Annotated in this window: 15 protein-coding genes and 1 pseudogene; all 16 read left to right on the top strand. The window is 38.1% G+C overall.

Annotated elements, in window-relative coordinates:
- Positions 1-155: 155 nt before the first annotated feature.
- Positions 156-668 (top strand): type 1 glutamine amidotransferase domain-containing protein, encoded by a 513-nt coding sequence (locus NSQ95_RS18365; RefSeq protein ID WP_169360610.1) that lies wholly within the window; start codon positions 156-158, stop codon positions 666-668.
- A 185-nt stretch (positions 669-853) separates the two neighbouring features.
- Positions 854-1,303, top strand: coding sequence for an Lrp/AsnC family transcriptional regulator (locus tag NSQ95_RS18360; RefSeq protein WP_340881422.1), 450 nt, complete (start codon positions 854-856; stop codon positions 1,301-1,303).
- A 296-nt stretch (positions 1,304-1,599) separates the two neighbouring features.
- Entirely contained in the window at positions 1,600-2,541 is a 942-nt protein-coding gene (gene nikB, locus NSQ95_RS18355; protein ID WP_340881424.1) for a nickel ABC transporter permease, read from the top strand.
- 14 nt (positions 2,542-2,555) lie between these two features.
- Positions 2,556-3,452: an ABC transporter permease gene (locus NSQ95_RS18350; protein ID WP_340881426.1), complete on the top strand. Its 897-nt coding sequence runs from the start codon at positions 2,556-2,558 to the stop codon at positions 3,450-3,452.
- A 27-nt stretch (positions 3,453-3,479) separates the two neighbouring features.
- Complete coding sequence (locus tag NSQ95_RS18345) at positions 3,480-5,030, top strand: glutathione ABC transporter substrate-binding protein (protein ID WP_342560041.1); 1,551 nt, start codon at positions 3,480-3,482, stop codon at positions 5,028-5,030.
- Between the two features lie 9 nt (positions 5,031-5,039).
- Positions 5,040-6,050, top strand: coding sequence for an ABC transporter ATP-binding protein (locus tag NSQ95_RS18340; protein WP_340881428.1), 1,011 nt, complete (start codon positions 5,040-5,042; stop codon positions 6,048-6,050).
- A complete protein-coding gene (locus NSQ95_RS18335; RefSeq protein WP_298471286.1) occupies positions 6,025-7,029 on the top strand; it encodes a dipeptide ABC transporter ATP-binding protein in 1,005 nt (334 codons plus the stop codon). Before NSQ95_RS18340 ends, NSQ95_RS18335 begins: the two co-directional genes overlap by 26 nt.
- Positions 7,030-7,043: 14 nt before the next feature.
- Positions 7,044-8,648 (top strand): gamma-glutamyltransferase family protein, encoded by a 1,605-nt coding sequence (locus NSQ95_RS18330; protein ID WP_342560040.1) that lies wholly within the window; start codon positions 7,044-7,046, stop codon positions 8,646-8,648.
- Entirely contained in the window at positions 8,642-9,238 is a 597-nt protein-coding gene (locus NSQ95_RS18325; RefSeq protein ID WP_342560039.1) for a chromate transporter, read from the top strand. Before NSQ95_RS18330 ends, NSQ95_RS18325 begins: the two co-directional genes overlap by 7 nt.
- Entirely contained in the window at positions 9,235-9,762 is a 528-nt protein-coding gene (locus NSQ95_RS18320) for a chromate transporter (RefSeq protein ID WP_169360607.1), read from the top strand. The genes NSQ95_RS18325 and NSQ95_RS18320 overlap by 4 nt, the downstream gene beginning before the upstream one ends.
- Before the next feature lie 500 nt (positions 9,763-10,262).
- Complete coding sequence (glmS, locus tag NSQ95_RS18315) at positions 10,263-12,065, top strand: glutamine--fructose-6-phosphate transaminase (isomerizing) (protein WP_340881436.1); 1,803 nt, start codon at positions 10,263-10,265, stop codon at positions 12,063-12,065.
- A gap of 313 nt (positions 12,066-12,378) precedes the next feature.
- Positions 12,379-12,702: pseudogene (locus tag NSQ95_RS18310) on the top strand (collagen-like protein); the annotation flags it as partial.
- Positions 12,703-13,319: 617 nt separating this feature from the next.
- On the top strand, positions 13,320-14,438 hold the full coding sequence (locus NSQ95_RS18305; RefSeq protein WP_342560038.1) for a helix-turn-helix transcriptional regulator: 1,119 nt from the start codon (positions 13,320-13,322) through the stop codon (positions 14,436-14,438).
- Positions 14,439-14,651 (top strand): PLDc N-terminal domain-containing protein, encoded by a 213-nt coding sequence (locus NSQ95_RS18300; RefSeq protein ID WP_240949579.1) that lies wholly within the window; start codon positions 14,439-14,441, stop codon positions 14,649-14,651. It abuts the gene before it with no gap.
- A complete protein-coding gene (locus tag NSQ95_RS18295; RefSeq protein ID WP_342560037.1) occupies positions 14,652-15,569 on the top strand; it encodes an ABC transporter ATP-binding protein in 918 nt (305 codons plus the stop codon). It abuts the gene before it with no gap.
- Positions 15,566-16,330 (top strand): ABC transporter permease subunit, encoded by a 765-nt coding sequence (locus NSQ95_RS18290; RefSeq protein WP_340881440.1) that lies wholly within the window; start codon positions 15,566-15,568, stop codon positions 16,328-16,330. The genes NSQ95_RS18295 and NSQ95_RS18290 overlap by 4 nt, the downstream gene beginning before the upstream one ends.
- The last annotated feature ends 45 nt before the right edge of the window (positions 16,331-16,375 follow it).

Raw genomic sequence — 16,375 nt, 5'->3', positions numbered from 1 at the left:
AGTAAAATAAATCGAATACTTTAGTAGCCTTTTTGATTAAAAAATTCTTATAAATAGATTATCAAAAGCCCTTCTTTCTAATTTTCATTAAAGATGTTTAATATAGCTTTTTTAGTGGAATTATAAGAGAGAACAAACAATTGAGGAGTGAGGAAATGGCTAAAGTAGCAACATTAATCACAAACATGTTTGAGGACTCGGAATATGCGAAACCGGCACAAGCATTAAACGAAGCTGGACACGAGGTATTCGCTATTGAACAAGAGGCTGGGAAACAAGTAACCGGTAAAAATGGTGAAGTAAATGTAACGATTGACTATGGTATTGACGATGTGAAGCCAGAAGAATTTGATGCACTATTCATTCCTGGTGGATTTTCTCCCGATATTTTAAGAGCAGATGATCGTTTCGTACAATTTGCAAAATACTTTATGGATGCTAAAAAACCCGTATTTGCAATCTGTCATGGACCTCAGCTTTTAATTACTGCTAAAACACTCAATGGTCGAGATGCAACTGGATATAAATCTATTCAAGTAGATTTAGAAAATGCAGGAGTTAAGTTCCATGACGAAGAGGTTTTCGTTTGTCAAAAACAATTAGTTACTAGTCGTACACCAGATGACATTCCAGCGTTCAACCGTGAAATTGTTAAACTGTTGGCTTAAAAGTATAATGAAGGAGGGCACCCTGCAAGGGTGTCTTTTTGTGTGTTTAAGTTAATATATATATTGCTTTTTATTTCGATAATAGTAATATATTGTTTAATTCTTTACATTATGTCTGTATAATGTTATTTTTGCTTTCTAAAGTAAAGTTAATAATTTATGATAGAAATGAGGGGTGTGAAAAAATGGGAATAGATATGATAGACAAAAAAATCCTAGAACTGTTAACTGCTAATGGCCGATTATCATATGTAGATATTGGGAAGGAGTTAAATTTATCTAGGGTTGCTGTGAGAGAACGAGTACATCAACTACAGAAAGAAGGAGTTATTGAAAGATTTACTGTAGTGATTAATTCGGAAAAAGTAGGCAAAGGGGTATCGGGCTTTTTTGAAGTGGATTGTGAACCATCATCATTGGTGGAAGTCGCAGAGAAACTAGCGAACAATCCTAGTGTTGCTAGCTGCTACCAAATGACAGGACCTTCCACTTTACATATGCACGTGTTGGTTGATGACTTCCTTAGTCTTGAAAAATTCATCAACGAAGAGTTATACGCATTAGAAGGTATTACTAGAGTTGAGAGTCATATTTTATTAAGAAGGTTTAAAAGCCGTAGTGGCTTAAAGTTATAAAAGGCATCCCCTTGAGGATGCCTTTTTGCATGGACAGAAAGAATGGAAACGTTTACTTTAAATGAAAAAAATAACAAAACATAAAGTAATGATATAGCAGATATAATATTCAAAATGTAATGTAAAATTAATTATTTAGTCTAAATGTAAAGAATAAATCAAATAAATAAATTTATTTGAAAATTCATATAGATTTTTATTGATAGTTGTATTATAATCAAAATTATTAAAATTCAATCATTTGTTAATCAAAAATAAAAAAAAGATTAACAAATGTAGAAAAGGTTGGTGGGATTTTGGTTTCTTTAATTGTAAGGCGTGGGATGCAGCTTCTTTTCTTGCTTTTTGGTATATCATTTCTAGTGTTTTCCTCCATGTACATTGCACCCGGGGATCCTGCCACAATGGTAGGAGGACCGACAGCGACCGAATCTGATTTGGAGTCAATAAGAGAGAACTTGGGATTAAATGATCCTTTCCTAGTTCAGTACGGTCGATATGTTAAAAATGCGGTTCAAGGAGACTTTGGCTATTCCTATCAATCTAAACAATCCGTTTCAGAAGCAATAGCTATTAGGCTACCGAATACTTTTAAGCTGGCAATTGCGAGTATGATAGTTGCCATCATAATAGGTGTGGTAGCGGGATTGATATCAGCATTAAAACAAAATTCATGGCTCGATGTGACGTCAACTACTTTTGCACTTGCCGGGATATCCATACCAAATTTTTGGTTAGGTGCATTGTTAATATTAGTATTTGCTGTAAATCTGCAATGGCTACCAGTAGGTGGACTGTCAGCACCATTCTATACAGCTGAGGGCTTTAAACAAATGATCCTTCCTGCAATTACATTGGGCACTAGCGCTGCAGCAATGATTGCAAGAATGACAAGATCCTCAGTGCTCGAGGTGGCTAAAGCCGACTATGTAAGAACGGCCAGAGCCAAAGGTGTGAAAGAAAGATCAGTCATTTGGGTACATACTCTAAAAAACGCAATGATTCCAGTAGTTACTGTGATTGGTGTTAACTTTGGTGGTTTACTCGGAGGAACAATTATCACGGAAAAAGTATTTGCGATTAATGGTGTTGGAAGGTTGATGGTAGACGCTATCGCACAAAGGGACTTCCCGATGGTGCAAGCTTCCGTATTATTAGTAGCCACACTATTCGTGGTTGTGAATCTCATCGTAGACATTGTCTATACATTCATCGATCCAAGGATAAGTTATGACTAAGAAGGAGGGATCATATGTCGAATACTATTTCAATAAACAATAATCTTCCAACTGCAACAAAAAAGAAGGATAAGGTATACGTCACGACGATGAAACGCCTCATGAAAAATAAATTAGCAGTAGTTGGTCTTGCTATTATTTTGGGGCTAATCTTCATAGCGGTATTTGCTCCCTCCTTAGCCACACATGATCCATCAAAACAAAATCTAGTAGCCAGTGAACTCCCTATCTTTTCAGAAGGTCATTGGTTGGGGACAGATAATTATGGTAGAGACGTTTGGTCTCGTATCGTTTATGGTTCTAGAATTTCTCTCTTAGTCGGAATAGCAGCTGTCGTTCTTGGTCTGCTAGGAGGTATTACGCTTGGTTTGCTCGGGGGCTATTATAAAAAACTAGATGGAATCATTATGAGAATAGTAGATTTGCTGTTTTCCTTCCCGGGTATTCTACTAGCTATGCTAATCATTGCTATATTAGGTACCAGCCTGGTTAACGTAGCAATAGCGATTAGTATCTGGTCCATACCAAGCTGTGCTCGCATAGTGAGAGGATCAGTACTTTCTATAAAACAAAAAGAATATATTATGGCTTTAAAATCATTAGGTGCTTCTGATTTAAGGATTATGATTCGTCATATTCTTCCGAATGCTATGGCACCAATTATCGTATTTGCAACAATGAGAATGGGAACAGCTATCCTCTCCACAGCCTCTCTTAGTTACTTAGGATTGGGGGCACAGCCTCCTACACCAGAATGGGGGGCAATGATTGCACAAGGGCAAAGCTATATGTGGACGTCACCTCATTTAACAATTATTCCTGGGATAGCAATTATGTTAACTGTATTTGCCTTTAACGTATTAGGAGACGGATTACGAGATGCATTAGATCCAAATATGGACATCCAATAAAAAATAGAAAATAGGGGGAATATGAAAATGAAGAAAAAATGGTTATTTATTTTATTATTTGTTGTATCAATCGTTCTAGCAGCTTGTTCTGGAGGAGAGTCTTCATCAGCTCCAAAAGAAAACGGAGGCTCAGGAAGTGACATTAGTGGAGATACCTTTACCTATGCTACTACAACTGATGCGGTCGGCCTGTCTCCAACCATGACAAATGACACTCCTTCAGCAAATGTGATTGATCAAGTATATGAGACACTTTTCAAACGTAACTCAGAAACATTAGAGATTGAGCCTTTATTAGCGGAGTCCTATGAAACTCCAGATGAAAATACATGGATTTTTAAACTAAGGGAAGGTGTACAATTCCACGATGGGACTCCATTTAACGCAGAAGCGGTCAAATATACGTTTGATAAATTACGTGACCCAGCAACTGGTGCACCACGTGCATCTCTTTTAGAATCCGTGGAAGAAATTACAGTCGAAGATGAATATACGGTTAAAATTACAACGAAATATCCTTACGGTGCATTCTTAGCGGCACTTTCTCATTCCAACTCTGCGATTGTAAGTCCAACCGCTGACCAAAAACAAGATTTGATGAAAGAGCCAGTAGGTACCGGTCCATTTAAATTTGTTAGTTGGACTCCTGGAGATCAGTTAGTGCTAGAAGCGAACGAAGAATATCGAGAAGGGGCACCTGATTTAAAGAAAGTAGTATTCAAGGTAGTTCCTGAGATTTCTACTGCCATTTCGATGCTTCAAACAGGCGAGGTTCAATTTATCGATAACCTACCAACCGAGCAAATCAATCGTTTAGAATCGATGGACAGTATTGATATTCAAAAAATTGATGGTTCTCCAGTCTATTATTTTGCATTTAACCATCTAAGAGAAAGAAACCAAGACCCTGATTTCCGAGAAGCAGTAGCCTCAGCAATCGATCGTGATGCATTTGTCTCTAAATTGAACGGATTAGGTGTAAGAAGTGATAGTGTAATAGGACCAAAAGTATTTGGATATGATGCGTCTGCTGATAAGGCAGGAACTCCTTATGATATAGAGCATGCAAAAGAATTAGTAGAGAAAAATGGATATGGTGATCAACCACTTAAATTGTTAACAGCTAACCGTGCTAATACAACTTTAATGGCTGAAATTGTTCAAGCTCAATTAACTGAAGCAGGGTTCAAGGTTGAAATTGAGTCTATGGAGTGGGCTACTTATTTAGATTCAGCTCGTGCAGGGGAATATGACTTAACCTTCTTAAGCTGGTCAAATGTTACTGGAGACGGTTCTGAATTATTTTATCCTAACTTTCATAGTGACAATGTAGGTGCGTCAAATCGTGCACAGTATAGTAATCCAGCATTTGATGACTTAGTAATGCAGTCACGTACTACAGTTGACCAAGAAGAACGTGCGAAGTTACTTAATCAAGCAAATAAATTAATGTTAGACGAGAATGCAGTAGTAGTTATGTATCATGGAGTTGTTACATCTGCTTTGGATAACAAATACACTGGGTTGGACCTTGATTCTACTGGTAAATGGTCATTAAAAAATGTAACTGGAAAGTAGGTATATCCGATGAGGGAGACATTATTAGAAGTGAACAATTTAGTAACTGAATTTCGTACAGCAGACGGTAACGTTCAAGCTGTGCGAGATGTCTCCTTTTCTGTTTCAAAAGGAGAAACACTGTGTATCGTAGGAGAGTCTGGCTGTGGTAAGAGTATTACATCCTTGTCAGTCATTGGTCTTTTGCCAAGCAATGGTAAAATAGCTGCAGGCCAAGTCAAGTATGAAGGAAAAGAAATCCAAAGTCTTTCATATGAAGAATTGAGAAAGATGCGTGGTAATAAGATATCAATGATTTTTCAAGAGCCTATGACTGCACTTAATCCAGTATTGACGGTGGGATACCAATTAAGGGAGCCTTTGATGCTTCATCACGGACTATCTAAATCAGTGGCACACAAACAAGGAATCGATCTGTTAAACCAAGTAGGAATCCCTTACCCAGAAAAACGGATGAGTCAGTACCCTCATGAGCTGAGTGGTGGGATGAGACAACGGGTTATGATTGCCATTGCTCTATCATGTCACCCAGGTTTGCTCATTGCAGATGAACCAACAACCGCATTAGATGTTACAATCCAGGCTCAAATTTTGGACCTAATCAATGAGTTAAAGACAAAGTTAAATATGGGCATTATGCTTATTACGCATGATATGGGAGTAGTAGCAGAGGTAGCGGATAAGGTGATGGTGATGTATGCAGGTAAAAAGGTGGAGGAAGGTATGGTTGAAGATATTTTCAACAATCCAAAACACCCGTACACCCAAGGGCTTTTAAATTCTGTGCCAAATGTAGATGATCCTGATTTTGAATTAGAGCCAATTCCGGGTTCTCTTCCAAGTTTACATGAGGACATTCAAGGGTGCAGATTTCATCCCCGATGTAAATTTGCGACAGAAAAGTGTAGCGTACTACCTCCAAAAGAGATCCAAGACGAGCGTGGACATACGGTAAGTTGCTGGTTATATGAAGAGGAAGAGGAGGAAGTAAAGAATGGTCATCTCGTCACCCAAAACTGATCAGAAGGTCCTCCTTGAATTAAATGGAGTTAAAAAGTACTTCCCTATAAAAGGTGGAATATTAAAGAGAGTTCAAGGGCATGTCCAGGCAGTTCAAGAAGTAAATCTTAAGCTTTATGAAGGAGAAAGTCTAGGGGTAGTTGGAGAATCTGGTTGTGGGAAGTCCACTTTAGGTAGAGCTATCTTAGGACTAGAGGAACTAACGGATGGAAAAGTAATATTTAAGGAGCAGGAAATTCAAAACCTTAAGAGAAAAGAGAAGTTAAAGTTCGTTAAGGAAATGCAGATGATTTTCCAAGATCCTTTTGCTTCCCTAAACCCTAGACAGAGAATTGGGCATGCGTTAGAGGAAGTCTTTGTGATGCATACGAACTTATCCAAAGTAGAGCGACGCAAAGCTGTGGTGGAACTCTTAAATGAAGTTGGGCTAAAGGAAGAGCATTATGAGCGTTACCCTCATGAATTTAGTGGGGGGCAGCGCCAAAGGATTGGAATAGCTAGAGCTATAGCTTTAAATCCTTCCTTTGTCATCTGTGATGAAGCAGTTTCTGCTCTAGACGTTTCCGTTCAAGCTCAAGTTCTTAAGCTATTAAAAACATTACAGGAAAAATACGGTCTTTCGTATTTGTTCATCTCACATGACCTGGGGGTAGTTCGTTATTTTTGTGATCGAGTGCTAGTCATGTATTTAGGAAATACGGTAGAGCTTGGTACAGTGGAGGATTTATTTAAAAATCCGACGCATCCTTATACTCAGGCATTGTTGTCTGCGATTCCACGCCCTTCGGTAAATCGGAATATGAAGCGTATTCGACTTCAAGGAGATCTACCTAACCCGGCGAATCCTCCAACAGGTTGTCCATTCCATACGCGCTGCCCGATAGCCCAAGATATTTGCAAAAAGGATAAGCCAGCATGGGAACAAATAGAAGAAGGACACTTTGCTGCTTGTCACTTTGCAGGGACAAAAATTATATAAAGGGGAATTACATCATGGATTACTTATATCACCCATTTCCAGGTAAGAGAAATACCGTTTTTGCTAAAAAAGGTATGGTTGCAACATCACAACCTTTAGCGGCACAGGCTGGTTTAGATATATTAAAAAAGGGTGGGAATGCCATTGATGCAGCTATTGCCACTGCTGCTGCATTAACTGTGGTGGAGCCAACCTCCAATGGAATCGGTGGAGATGCTTTTGCTTTAGTCTGGACAAAAGGAAAGCTTCATGGGTTGAATGCATCAGGTCCTGCACCACAGTCTATTTCGGCTGAGAAGCTAAGAGCACAAGGCTTAGAGAAGATGCCTGTGCATGGAGTAGTGCCGATAACGGTGCCAGGAGTTCCTGCTGCATGGGCAGCCTTATCAGAAAGGTTTGGCAAATTGCCGTTAAAAGAAGTACTAGAGCCTGCAATTCAATATGCGGAGGAGGGTTATCCTCTGTCCCCAATTTTAGGGAAGTATTGGAAGATAGCATACAAAAAGTTTAAAGCGAGCTTTACGACAGAGGAATTCAACGCATGGTTTGATACGTTTGCTCCAGATGGTCGCCCTCCAGAAATAGGAGAGGTGTGGAAGTCTCCAGGTCATGCAAGCACGCTTCGAGCTATAGGAGAAACAAATTCAAGAGCTTTTTATGAAGGAGATCTTGCTGAACAAATAGATGGATTTATGAGAAAGCATGGGGGATATCTATCTAAAAGTGACCTACAATCCTATCAGCCTCAGTGGGTAGACCCAATTTCTGTGAACTACCGTGGCTATGATGTTTGGGAGATTCCGCCAAATGGTCAGGGTATGGTCGCTTTGATGGCCCTTAATGTATTTAATAAGCTGGATAAGCCCGAGTGGCAAAGTGTTCATACGCTTCATCAACAAATTGAATCGATGAAGCTGGCATTTACGGATGGCCAGGCATTCATAACGGAGCCTGATGAAATGCCTGTAAGTGTCGAGCATTTATTGTCCGAGGAATATGCGGAAAAGCGCAAAGCGGTAATCCAAGACGAAGCTACAGATCCCGAACCTTATGAATTACCAAAGGGGGGAACTGTCTATTTGGCAACTGCTGATGAGGAAGGAAATATGGTTTCTTTTATACAAAGTAACTATATGGGCTTCGGTTCTGGTGTTGTCATTCCAGGAACAGGTATTGCATTGCAAAACAGAGGACATGATTTCTCTTTAGATGAGTCACATCCTAATGTATTAAAGCCAGGGAAGAAAACTTACCATACGATTATCCCAGGCTTCTTAACGAAAGACGGAGAAGCAGTAGGGCCGTTTGGTGTAATGGGTGGCTATATGCAACCACAGGGGCATTTCCAGGTTGTAACCAACACTGTAGATTATTTGTTAAATCCTCAAGCAACACTTGATATGCCGCGTTGGCAGTGGATGAGGGGCAAAACGGTACATGTAGAGCCTGAATTCCCTAACTATTTGGTGCAAAGCTTGGTGAGAAAAGGACATGAAATTCAGGTGGCAACGGATGGCGGCAGTTTTGGACGTGGGCAAATCATTTGGAGAAACCCAGAAACGGGAGTCCTTCAAGGAGGAACAGAATCGAGAACGGATGGAGCTATTGCAACGTGGTAGAACATCAGTCTTTGAAGGATGGCTCTGTACGTCCTAAGCCAGTACTTCAAAGAGATATAAGCCAGGCATTTTTTCGAATAGGCATGCTAGGATTTGGCGGTGGCCCTTCCTCTATACCGCTAGTGCATCAGGAGGTAGTTAAGAAATATAAATGGATGGATGAGGAAGAGTTCGGCGATACATTAGCATTGGCAAACACAATGCCAGGTCCAATAGCTACTAAGATGGCTGGCTATATTGGTTATCGAATAGCCGGTTTTTGGGGCTGTGTTAATGCTCTCCTCGCTTCTGTCCTTCCTACCGTAGTGTTAATGATCCTCCTGCTAGGCTTTCTCCAGTCTTTTAAGGATTCCCCAAGAGTACAGGGTATGACTGCTGCAGTTATTCCTGTCGTTGCAGTTATGCTAGCATTAATGACTTGGGACTTTATCAAAAAATCTGGAGAAACCCTTGGATGGTGGAAGGCTTGTTTAATAATAGCCGGTGCTGCGTTTCTAATGGAACTTTTACATATACACCCTGCAATTATCATCCTAGTGTGTATGGCTATTGCCTTTTTTCCTCTATTGAAAAGGAGGGGGCGGAAATGATTTATTGGCAGTTGTTTCTAGCATTTTTTATCCCGGGTATATTGGGATATGGGGGAGGACCCGCCTCCATTCCGTTGGTGGAGCACGAGGTAGTAGAGAACTATGAGTGGATGACTACTCAGGAATTCAGCGAAGTAGTAGCACTTGGAAACTCCTTGCCTGGACCTATTGCCACAAAAATGGCAGGCTATATTGGATATACTGAGGGCGGGATTTTAGGAGCAGCTATTGCTCTCTTTGCGACAGTTGCTCCCTCCTTGATCCTTATGATTAGTATGATGGCTATTCTATTAAAATATAAAGAGGCACCGGAAGTTAAAAACCTTACAAAGCTCATAAGACCAGTAATAGCAGTATTGTTAGGTGTGATGACTCTTCAGTTTGGGAAGGATTCATTAGACGGAGTTGGTGTAGTGTCAACGCTTATTCTAATAGTAGGAAGCTATTTGCTGTTAGAGAAGGTAAAGCTGCATCCTGCGTTTGTTATTATCCTAGCACTTGTTTACGGAGCAGTTTTAGTATGAGTAAAAGAGACCATGAGTGATAGGTCTCTTTCTCTATTTATAGGTTTCTCAGTACTTTAGGCCTTGTCGTTTCGATTGACTCACATATACTGAGAAGATATAATGATGGAGTTGCATTATATTAAAATATTTTGTAATCGCGTAGAAAGGTAGGATAGGTAACGCGTTAAAGAAGGAAAACAATTAAAGCGCCTGAGCTGAAGAAATTGGACGAAACAAATTTTCAGCAGACGAGGTGGAGGTTATCGAAATTTCGGCGGATGCCTCCCGACCGTATTTGCCCGGTTGTAATTCTTTTTCAGAAACCATTCAAGTGATTGAATGACCAAGGGGAAAAGAAGGCATTCTTAGCTTAATAGGCATGTGTATTTAAAAAATGTTTAGGATATGCGCAGTAGTGGTATCGCATAGATTATGTGCGTTTCCAGCCGGCGTTGTATTGCTAAGGCTTTTTTTAGTATGCTTATTTTGACATGAATGATAACGGAGGAATATATATTATGTGTGGAATTGTAGGATATATCGGTGAAAATGATGCAAAAGAAATTTTATTAAAAGGCTTAGAAAAATTAGAGTACCGCGGTTATGATTCAGCGGGGATTGCAGTTTTAAATGAAGATGGAGTAATGGTTTTTAAGGAAAAGGGACGTATCGCAGATTTGCGCGAAGCTGTAGACGGTGATGTAAGTGCTAACCTAGGAATTGGTCATACTCGATGGGCGACTCACGGAGTTCCAAACCAAGAAAACGCTCATCCTCATCAAAGTACAACGAAACGTTTTACGCTTGTGCATAATGGCGTAATCGAAAACTATCATTTATTGAAAAAGGCTTATTTGGCTGATGTTCAAATGGCTTCTGATACAGATACAGAGGTAATTGTACAGTTAATCGAACGCTTCTCAAAAGATGGTCTATCAACTGTTGATGCATTAAGAAAAACGTTGCATTTGATTCATGGTTCTTATGCAATTGCTTTAATCGATAATGAAGATGAAAGCACGATCTATGTTGCGAAAAACAAATCCCCATTACTAGTGGGTGTGGGAGAAGGATTTAACGTGGTTGCATCTGATGCAATGGCAATGCTACAAGTAACAGAGCAATACGTCGAGCTTCATGACCAAGAAATCGTAATCGTACGCAAGGAATCAGTAGAGATCCAAACACTTGATGGAGCAAAGGTAGAGCGTGCTTCTTACAAAGCAGAACTAGACATGAGTGATATTGAAAAAGGAACATATCCTCACTATATGTTAAAAGAAATCGATGAGCAGCCAACTGTTCTCCGTAAAATTATCCAAGCCTATCAAAACGAGCAAGGCGAGCTTACTATCGACTCTGCCATTTTAGATGCACTAAAAGATGCGGATCGTCTGTATATCATTGCAGCAGGAACTAGCTACCACGCTGGTCTAATCGGTAAAGAGTATTTTGAGAAAATTGCTGGTATCCCAGTAGAGGTTCATATCTCAAGTGAATTTGGATATAACATGCCACTTCTATCGGAAAAGCCTTTATTCATCTTCATCACACAATCTGGTGAAACGGCAGATAGTCGCCAAGTATTAGTGAAAATCAAAGAAAAAGGGTATCCAACACTAACTGTAACTAACGTACCTGGATCCACACTTTCTCGTGAAGCGGATCATACGTTATTATTGCATGCTGGTCCTGAAATTGCTGTAGCCTCGACAAAAGCTTATGTTGCTCAGGTAGCAGTGCTAATGGTCACGGCATCTGTATTCGCAAAATCCCAAGGCAAAGAGCTAGACTTTGATGTCGTACAAGAGCTTGGAATTGTTGCAAATGCGGTTCAAGCAATCGTAGATACTAAAGAAGAACTTGAAGAGATTGCAACAGAATACCTTTCTACTACTAGAAATGCTTTCTTCATCGGAAGAAACGTGGACTATTATATTAGCTTAGAGGGCGCTCTAAAGCTTAAAGAAATTTCTTATATCCAAGCAGAAGGCTTTGCTGGAGGAGAACTTAAGCACGGTACAATCGCACTTATTGAAGATGGTACGCCTGTCATCGCCTTAGCAACACAGCAGGCTGTCAGCTTAAATGTGCGTGGAAACGTAAAAGAGGTAGTTGCTCGTGGAGCAAACCCTTGTATCATTGCAATGGAAGGCTTTGATGAAGAGGACGATCGTTATGTACTTCCAAAAGTACATGAATTATTCGCCCCACTAGTAGCGGTTATCCCACTGCAGCTAATCAGCTACTATGCAGCACTTCACAGAGACTGTGACGTAGATAAACCTAGAAATCTAGCTAAATCTGTTACAGTTGAGTAATTTGCTTATATGTATTTAAGTGGTTGTTCTTAAATAACTCAGTCGTGACGTAAAAAAACTGGTTAGATTTTCTAGCCAGTTTTTTTATCATGTTAAGCTAAGTTAAAGGTAAAAGTTGATTTAAAATACACAAAAAAATGAGCTAGGATATTTTCTCCTGGCTCATTTTACTTTAATATTGTTATTACTAAAGCACCCGTTAATGAAAAATTATAATTCAGACTTACTATTTTTTCCCGTGGAATTCTTTAAAATTTGGAAGAAATAATTACAAAAAAAATATGCAAGCTATTAAAGAACTTTTAATACAAATGGATTACTAACAGATGGAATTACCCATACAGGTGAAGCAGGGATTACAGTTACGACTCCAGGCGATTACGAGTTTAATTTCTCTACGACAACCAACGAACCTAGCCAATTTGAAGTGTTTGTAAATGGTGTTGCGATACCAGGAACACGCTATGGTTCCGGATCTGGTGTTGTACAAAATAATGGATATGTAATAACCAACCTCGCGGCTGACGATGTAATAACATTAAGAAATAGTTCGGATGGAACTGTTACCTTAACAACTGCAGGAGGCACAGGACAGACCGTAAACGCTTCTATAACGATTAAAAAATTGGATAGTTAAAATAACATTAAAATTTAAGTTAAGTAGTTTTTTTGAATGAACGAACAGTGTCATTTTAATATCGAGGATGTAATGGTAAAAACATTTTCTGTTAAGATAATTAAATCAAAAATAAGAGAGTATGAATATAATACAATTAATTAAATATCCGTTATTTTATCAGCCCATACGTATTAATTATTTTATTATAATTATCTATGAGGTAAAGTGTATGGTAAAGAAATGAAATAAACAAAAGTCGATGTCCCATTAATTGGAACATCGGCTTTTACTTATTTATTATAAATACTAACTACTAAATTATCTTTAAGACATTTCAATAAGTTGTTTACAGTCGTGAATGGACAGGTTTCTAAAAAAGTTGGGTACCCTTATCCTAAAGTTGTCGAGATAATATGGAACCACTATTTAAGAGAAAATTATACGTTAATTCACTGTATAGGTATTTAATTTATGTTGTTGTAACTATAGTCTGATTAAGAAGTGAGATTTTGCAAAATATAATTGCAATTTCAATGTTGCTTGTAGGTTGATTTTTTTAACTAAAGTTAACGGTAAACCGTTTGAGGGTTATTCGTGTGATTAGTACAATGAAGGTAAGGATGAAGGAGATGAGTATGATGAGACTTATGATTAGTCAAATACTTATAAAAAAAAGAGAAGAAAAAGCAATTACACAAGATGTCCTAGCAAAATTTATAGGTGTTTCCAAAGCCTCTATATCCAAATGGGAAACGGGTAAAACTTATCCAGATATAACACTTTTGCCGAAGCTTGCATCATTTTATAATATAACGATTGACGAACTGATTGGTTATGCACCGCAGTTAACGAAGGATGAGATAAAGAAACAATATCACGAGCTTGCTACAAAATTTAGTAAACAGGATTTTGATTTAGTATACGAGGAAAGCCAAAGTATAATTCAAAAGTATTATGCATGCTTTCCCTTCTTACTGCAAATGGGTGTTCTTTATTTGAATCATTATATGCTCGCACCAACGGAGGAAAAACAACAAGCTATTTTAGAAGAGACAGCTCAACTGTTTGTAAGGATTAAGCAAGAAAGTGATGATGTTTGGCTTAATAAACAGGCAAATTCGTTACAAGCAGTCATTTATTTATTATTAAAGAAACCTGAAGAAGTACTGTCTTTGTTAGGGGATACGTTACGCCCTGCTGTTGGCGATGAAATTGTACTATCTAATGCCTTTCAAATGATGGGTGATGTAGAGCAAGCAAAACGCACCTTACAAGTGAATATGTATCAAAGCTTATCAAGTCTAGCAGGAACTGCTCATTCATATATGTTATTAAATATTGACGATCAAGAGAAATTCGAAGAAACCATTCTGCGCATGGAAGGGATTACTTCTATTTTTGGATTAAAGGAATTGCATCCGAATATCGTGTTGCAGTTTTACTATGCAGCTGCCCAAGGATACGCAATGCAAGGAAATCGAGAGAAAACGTTGTACTGGTTGGAAAGATATTTAGGGGTTTGCACGTCTAACATTTTTCCATTTACATTACATGGAGATAATTTTTTTACGTTAATTGATGAATGGCTTGAAAATTTAGATTTAGGTATTAATGCAGTACGGGATGATGAAGTGATTAAAGAAAGTATGCTGCAAAGCGTATGCGCACAACCGGTGTTTGGTTTTATTCAAGAGGATCCTTTATATAAATTGCTTGTCGAAAATTTAAAATTCTCATTAGGAGGAAAAAAGTAAATGGAGAGCAACATGTCAACATTAATAGAATATTTACCGTTTTTATTACCACTGATTATTATTCAGTTTGGATTGGCCATCTTTGCAGTAGTTCATGTAATAAAACACCCGACATATCGGTTTGGTAATCAGGTGATGTGGATTATCGTAGTACTCTTCTTTCAATTTATTGGTCCTGTTATTTATTTCGTATTTGGACGGGGTGATAAATAAATGTCCATTGTTGAAGTGAAAGGACTGAAGAAGCAATTCGGAGAAAAAAAGGTAATTGATGATATTTCATTTACAGTTGAAGAGAATCGAGTCTTTGGCTTTCTTGGCAGAAATGGTTCAGGAAAAACGACTACAATGAAAATGTTATTAGGTTTACTACAATCAGATGAAGGTAGTTTAAATATCTGTGGAGAATTGGTTCGTTTCGGTGAGACGAAAACCAATAAATACATTGGGTTTTTACCTGATGTTCCAATGTTTTATCCCTTTATGACTGCAAGAGAATACCTTCTATTATGTGGTGAAATCACTGGTTTGAAGCAATCATATGCGAAGCAGAAAAGCGAGGAATTGTTAGATCTTATTGGATTGGCTAACGAATCTGGTAGGATTGGTACTTATTCAAGAGGGATGAAGCAACGTCTAGGAATTGCGCAAGCACTTTTAAATGAGCCTAAATTATTAATTTGTGATGAACCAACCTCAGCATTGGACCCAATTGGTCGAAAACAGATTCTAGACATCTTACATGAAGTAAAGCAGAAAACAACGGTTATTTTTTCAACACATGTATTATCTGATGTGGAACGTATTTGTGACGATATTGCTGTGTTACATGAAGGTAAAATTGTGATGGAGGGAGATCTACAACCTATAAAAAGGCAATATCAATCTGATCAATTGTATATTCAATTTGGAACAGAGGATGATAAAAACAGATTTTGTGGCTTATCAAGCATTCAAGATTTGTTGAATGATAGTAATTTTAAAGAGGAAAAAATGAGTCTGCAATTTAAACATACCCATTTTACAGAGCAATTAGTTTTGCAAGCATTCCAGGAAGCACAAGTTTTTCCGCAAAAGTTAGAAAAAATGGAGCAATCATTAGAAAATATATTTATGGATGTGGTTAAATGAAATCATTTCAAGCATTTATAAAAAAAGAATTAATGGAATCACATCGTACTTATAAATTGTGGATTATAGTCACTATTTTTTTAGGTCTTGGCATTATGAGCCCGTTAACTGCAAAATTAATGCCTGTATTATTTGAACAGTTTATGCCAGCAGGAGTATTAATGGATATTCCAGAGCCAACTGCTCTCGACTCTTGGATACAGTTTTATAAAAATATTTCACAAATGGGTATTATTTTGTTCATTATTTTATTTAGCACCACATTATCCTCAGAGTTATCAAAAGGTACCCTTATCCTTATGTTAACAAAAGGACTTTCAAGAAAAACAGTTATCTGGTCGAAAGCCACAGCTATATCACTTATATGGACACTAAGCTATGCCCTTGCTTTTTGGACGACATTCGCATATACATCTTATTATTGGGATATGAGTACTGTTTCGCATTACTACTTTGCTGCTTTTTGTCTATGGTTATTTGGCATTTTAATGATTGCTGTATTTTTGTTTGGAAATGTCTTAGCAACATCAACATATATGCCGATGCTTTTTTCAGGAATTGTATTTGTAGCATTATTACTACTAAATATGTTTGAGAAAACAGAAGCATACAACCCGATCCGACTAGCAACGAGTAATGTAGAAATATTAACCGGTGCTATGGGAACAGAAGATTTTTCAATGGTTATTTGGCTAACCGTTGCAAGTATTTTCATAATACTTTTAAGTTCCATAGCTATTTTCAATAAAAAACAACTATAATAACAGGTTAATGGGTGCAAGTCCTACACAAACCTCTTTTACCCA

The organism is Psychrobacillus sp. FSL W7-1457 (assembly GCF_038593405.1).
Lineage (GTDB): Bacteria > Bacillota > Bacilli > Bacillales_A > Planococcaceae > Psychrobacillus.
This window is presented reverse-complemented; position numbering and strand designations above follow the sequence as displayed.